The organism is Bacillus sp. AP50 (assembly GCF_040492675.1).
Classification (GTDB): domain Bacteria; phylum Bacillota; class Bacilli; order Bacillales; family Bacillaceae_G; genus Bacillus_A; species Bacillus_A cereus.
Genome location: NZ_JBEUTW010000467.1, coordinates 1 through 3,694 on the forward strand (window position 1 = coordinate 1; position 3,694 = coordinate 3,694).

A 3,694-nucleotide genomic window follows, 5' to 3' on the forward strand; every position below is an offset into this window, starting at 1 on the left:
GACTCGTATACAGATCAAAATAAAACCCTCTATCTTCCATAAGAGACTCATGATTCCCTCTTTCTAAAATTCTTCCATCCTTTATAACAAGGATTTGATCTGCTTTTTCAATTGTTTTAAGTCGGTGAGCGATCACAAAACTTGTGCGACCTCTCATTAAATTATTTAGCCCTGCTTGTATTTGTAATTCTGTTCTTGTGTCAATATTAGATGTCGCTTCATCGAGAATTAATATATCTGCATCTGCTAAAATTGCTCGTGCAATCGCAAGAAGTTGTTTCTGTCCTTGACTTAAATTCGATCCTTCTGAAGCAATTTCTGTTTCATATTGATTTGGCAAATGCTTAATAAAAGAATGTGCAGATGCTGCCTTAGCTGCAGTGATAACTTCTTCATCAGTAGCATCTAAGCGTCCATAACGGATATTATCCATAATCGAACCAGCGAATAAATACGTATCCTGTAAAACTACTCCTATTTTACTTCGTAAAGAATTAATATCATAATCTTTTATATCTTTTCCATCAATATGAATTTGTCCTTGCTGTATATCGTAAAAGCGAGTTAACAAATTAATGATTGTTGTTTTCCCTGATCCAGTCGGGCCAACTAAAGCAATTGTCTCTCCTGGCTGCGCTTTAAGACTCACTTCTTTTAAAATCGTTTTATTCTCTGCATAGCCAAATGAAACATTCTCAAGTGCAACATGCCCTTGTAAATTTTGTACAACAAATGCGTCTTTTTTATTTTGAATTTCTGGTACCTCATCCATAATCTCAAAAACACGTTCTCCACCAGCAACTGCCGCTTGAATTGTATTCATTAAAGTCGCAAATTGACTTAACGGTCTTGAGAATTGACGAGAATAATTAATAAAAGCCGCAATAACACCTACTGTTGTCATTCCGTTTAAGACCATAACTGATCCAGTCCCAATGACAAGCCCCATACCTAAGTTATTAATAAAGTTCATACTTGGAAAAATAAAAGCTGAAAATGTATCAGCCTTCGTAGCTGAAACTCTTAGCTGTTCATTAATTTTATTGAAATTTTGTACAGTTTCTTTTTCTTTTCCATACAACGTCGTAACATCCGCACCTGTAATTGCTTCCTCAATAAATCCATTTAATTCACCTAAATCTTTTTGACGCTTCGCAAAGTTTTTACCACTATATGCAACTAGTTTTTTTGTAACGTAAAACATAATAGGTACTGTAATTAAAGTTACAATTGCTAAAATCCAATTTAAGGCGAACATCGCAATCGTTACACCTATAAAAGTTAGCGCTGATGAAATAATTTGTACAACACTTTGTGTCAAAGCTTGGTTCAAATTATCTATATCATTTGTCACACGGCTCATTAAATCACCTTGAGAACGCACATCAAAGAACCGTAAAGAAAGCGTTTGGATTTTCTCAAAAATATCTTGTCGTATTTTTTGAATTGTTTTTAATGCAACGTTAATCATGACAAATGTTTGTAACCATGTTAAAAGTACAGTTACACCGTAAATCGCGATAAGTAACATACACATTCTTGCTGTACCACTTAAATCTTTCGGTACAATATATTGATCTATAATGACTCCCATAAAATAGGGACCTAATAATCCAAGTAAAGTAGTAACAACGACTAGAAATATAACAAACATTAGAGCAGCTTTTTGATAGCCCATATAGTTCCATATCCGCATTACAGTTCCTTGGGCATTTTTAGCTTTTCCCATCTTCGGTGTGTTTCGTCCACCTTTATTAGCAAATTGCCCTTGAAAATTACGCATGTTCTTCCCCACCTTCTTTATGCAAATTACCACCTTGGGAAAGATAAATTTCCTGATAAACCTCACTTCGTTCTAACAATTGTTCATGTGTACCATTGCCAACTAATTCACCATTATCTAATACAAGTATTTTATCCGCATCCATTATGGAAGAAATTTTGGACGCGATTAATAATGTCGTTGTGCCTTTATATTTTGTTTTTAAAGCTGTTTGAATAGTAGCCTCTGATTTTGCATCAACTGCTGATGTAGAATCATCTAATATGAGAATCGGTGGTTTTCTCACAAGTGCCCTTGCAATTGATACACGTTGTTTTTGTCCACCTGATAGATTTGTCGCACCTTGTGTTAAATTATATTGATAAGATTCTTCCAGCTTATTAATAAACTCAGTCGCACAAGCTGATGCAGCTGCTACTTCCAGCTCATCATGTGTTGCATTTTCTTTACCATAACGTAAATTCTCTTCTATACTACCTGAGAACAACAAAGCCTTCTGAGGTACAAACCCTATTGAAGCACGGAGTTTTTGCAAATCATATGTTTTAACATCTATTCCATCTATACATATTTCACCTTGATCCACATCATATAGACGTGGTAACAGTTTCGCTAAGGTAGATTTACCACTTCCAGTTGATCCAATAATCCCTACTTTTTCACCTTTTTGTATGCTAAACGAAATATCTTTTAAAACGTATTCATTATTTTTCGTATAGCTATAACTAACATTTTTAAATTCGATATTCCCCTCGATTTTCTCAGGTTCGATTGCATTAGCTGCGCTTATAATATCAACCTCGGTATTTAACACTTGCTGTACACGATCCGCAGATGGAAAAGCTCGCGCAATTTGAATAAATACCATGCTAATCGACATAAGTGACATTAAAATGATATTCAAGTAATTAATAAATGCCAAAATCGCTCCTACTTGAAGCGTTCCATTGAATACTTTTTCTCCACCAATCCATAATGTTGCGACAATCCCGCCACTTACAACTAGCATAATGATTGGCATCATTAAAGAAATAAGTTGCACAGCTCGAATATTTATCTTCGTTAAATTTGTATTTACACTTCCGAATTGAGCGATTTCATATTTTTGTCTTACATACGCTTTTATAACACGTACACCAGATAAATTTTCTTGTAACTTTGTATTCACTTTGTCCAATGCCTCTTGCACCTTTTTAAATGTACCACTTGCTTTACTTGCAATTAAAATAATCGCAAGTAATAAAATCGGAACAACTACAAGTAATATTGGAAATAACTCTCTTGCTGTTACAAAAACAATAATTATACTTCCCATAAATAACAGCGGACCACGAACGAGAACACGTAATGTCATTGTCATTGCTGATTGAATGGAAGTGATATCATTCGTCACGATCGTTAATAATTTACCTGTTCCAAATGAATCACGATTATTACTAGAAAATGTTTCTATTTTCGCAAACACATCTTTTCGTATGTCAGTAGCGAAATTAACAGCTGCTTTTGTAGAATACATCATACACCCAAGCCCTCCAACTAAACCGAGTGCTGCTGCTCCTATCATAAGAAGCCCCATTTTTATTACATAATTTAAATCCCGATTTGCAATCCCAACATCAATGATATGTTGCATAATAGTCGGTTGAATTAAGTCCATCGCAACCTCAAGTACCATAAATAGCGGTCCAATAATAGCGAAGAACATGTATGGTTTTAAATACTGTAATAACTTACGAAATGATTTCATACATAATCTCCTTTTCCCATGAAATTACCACTGAATAATTCATATCCCTCCTTATTTAAGCGATATTTTTTGTAATTTCTTCATTACTTTTATTATATTATGCAAATTAATATTTAACATTATTAAATGATAAGTATTAATGACTTTCTGGTCAATACATATGC

The 3,694-nt window shown here is 34.1% G+C and carries 2 protein-coding genes; both read right to left on the reverse strand.

The window, feature by feature from the left end; all coding sequences use genetic code 11:
* On the reverse strand, positions 1–1,783 hold a 1,783-nt coding region (locus ABWK52_RS24775; RefSeq protein WP_353772198.1), incomplete at its 3' end, for an ABC transporter ATP-binding protein.
* Positions 1,776–3,530 (reverse strand): ABC transporter ATP-binding protein, encoded by a 1,755-nt coding sequence (locus tag ABWK52_RS24780; protein WP_000834789.1) that lies wholly within the window; start codon positions 3,528–3,530, stop codon positions 1,776–1,778. The genes ABWK52_RS24775 and ABWK52_RS24780, both read right to left, overlap by 8 nt.
* Positions 3,531–3,694 lie beyond the last annotated feature (164 nt).

Excerpts from the sequence above, each read along its gene's own strand:
- ABWK52_RS24780 (WP_000834789.1), bottom strand. The coding sequence starts at position 3,530 with ATGAAATCATTTCGTAAGTTATTACAGTATTTAAAACCATACATGTTC.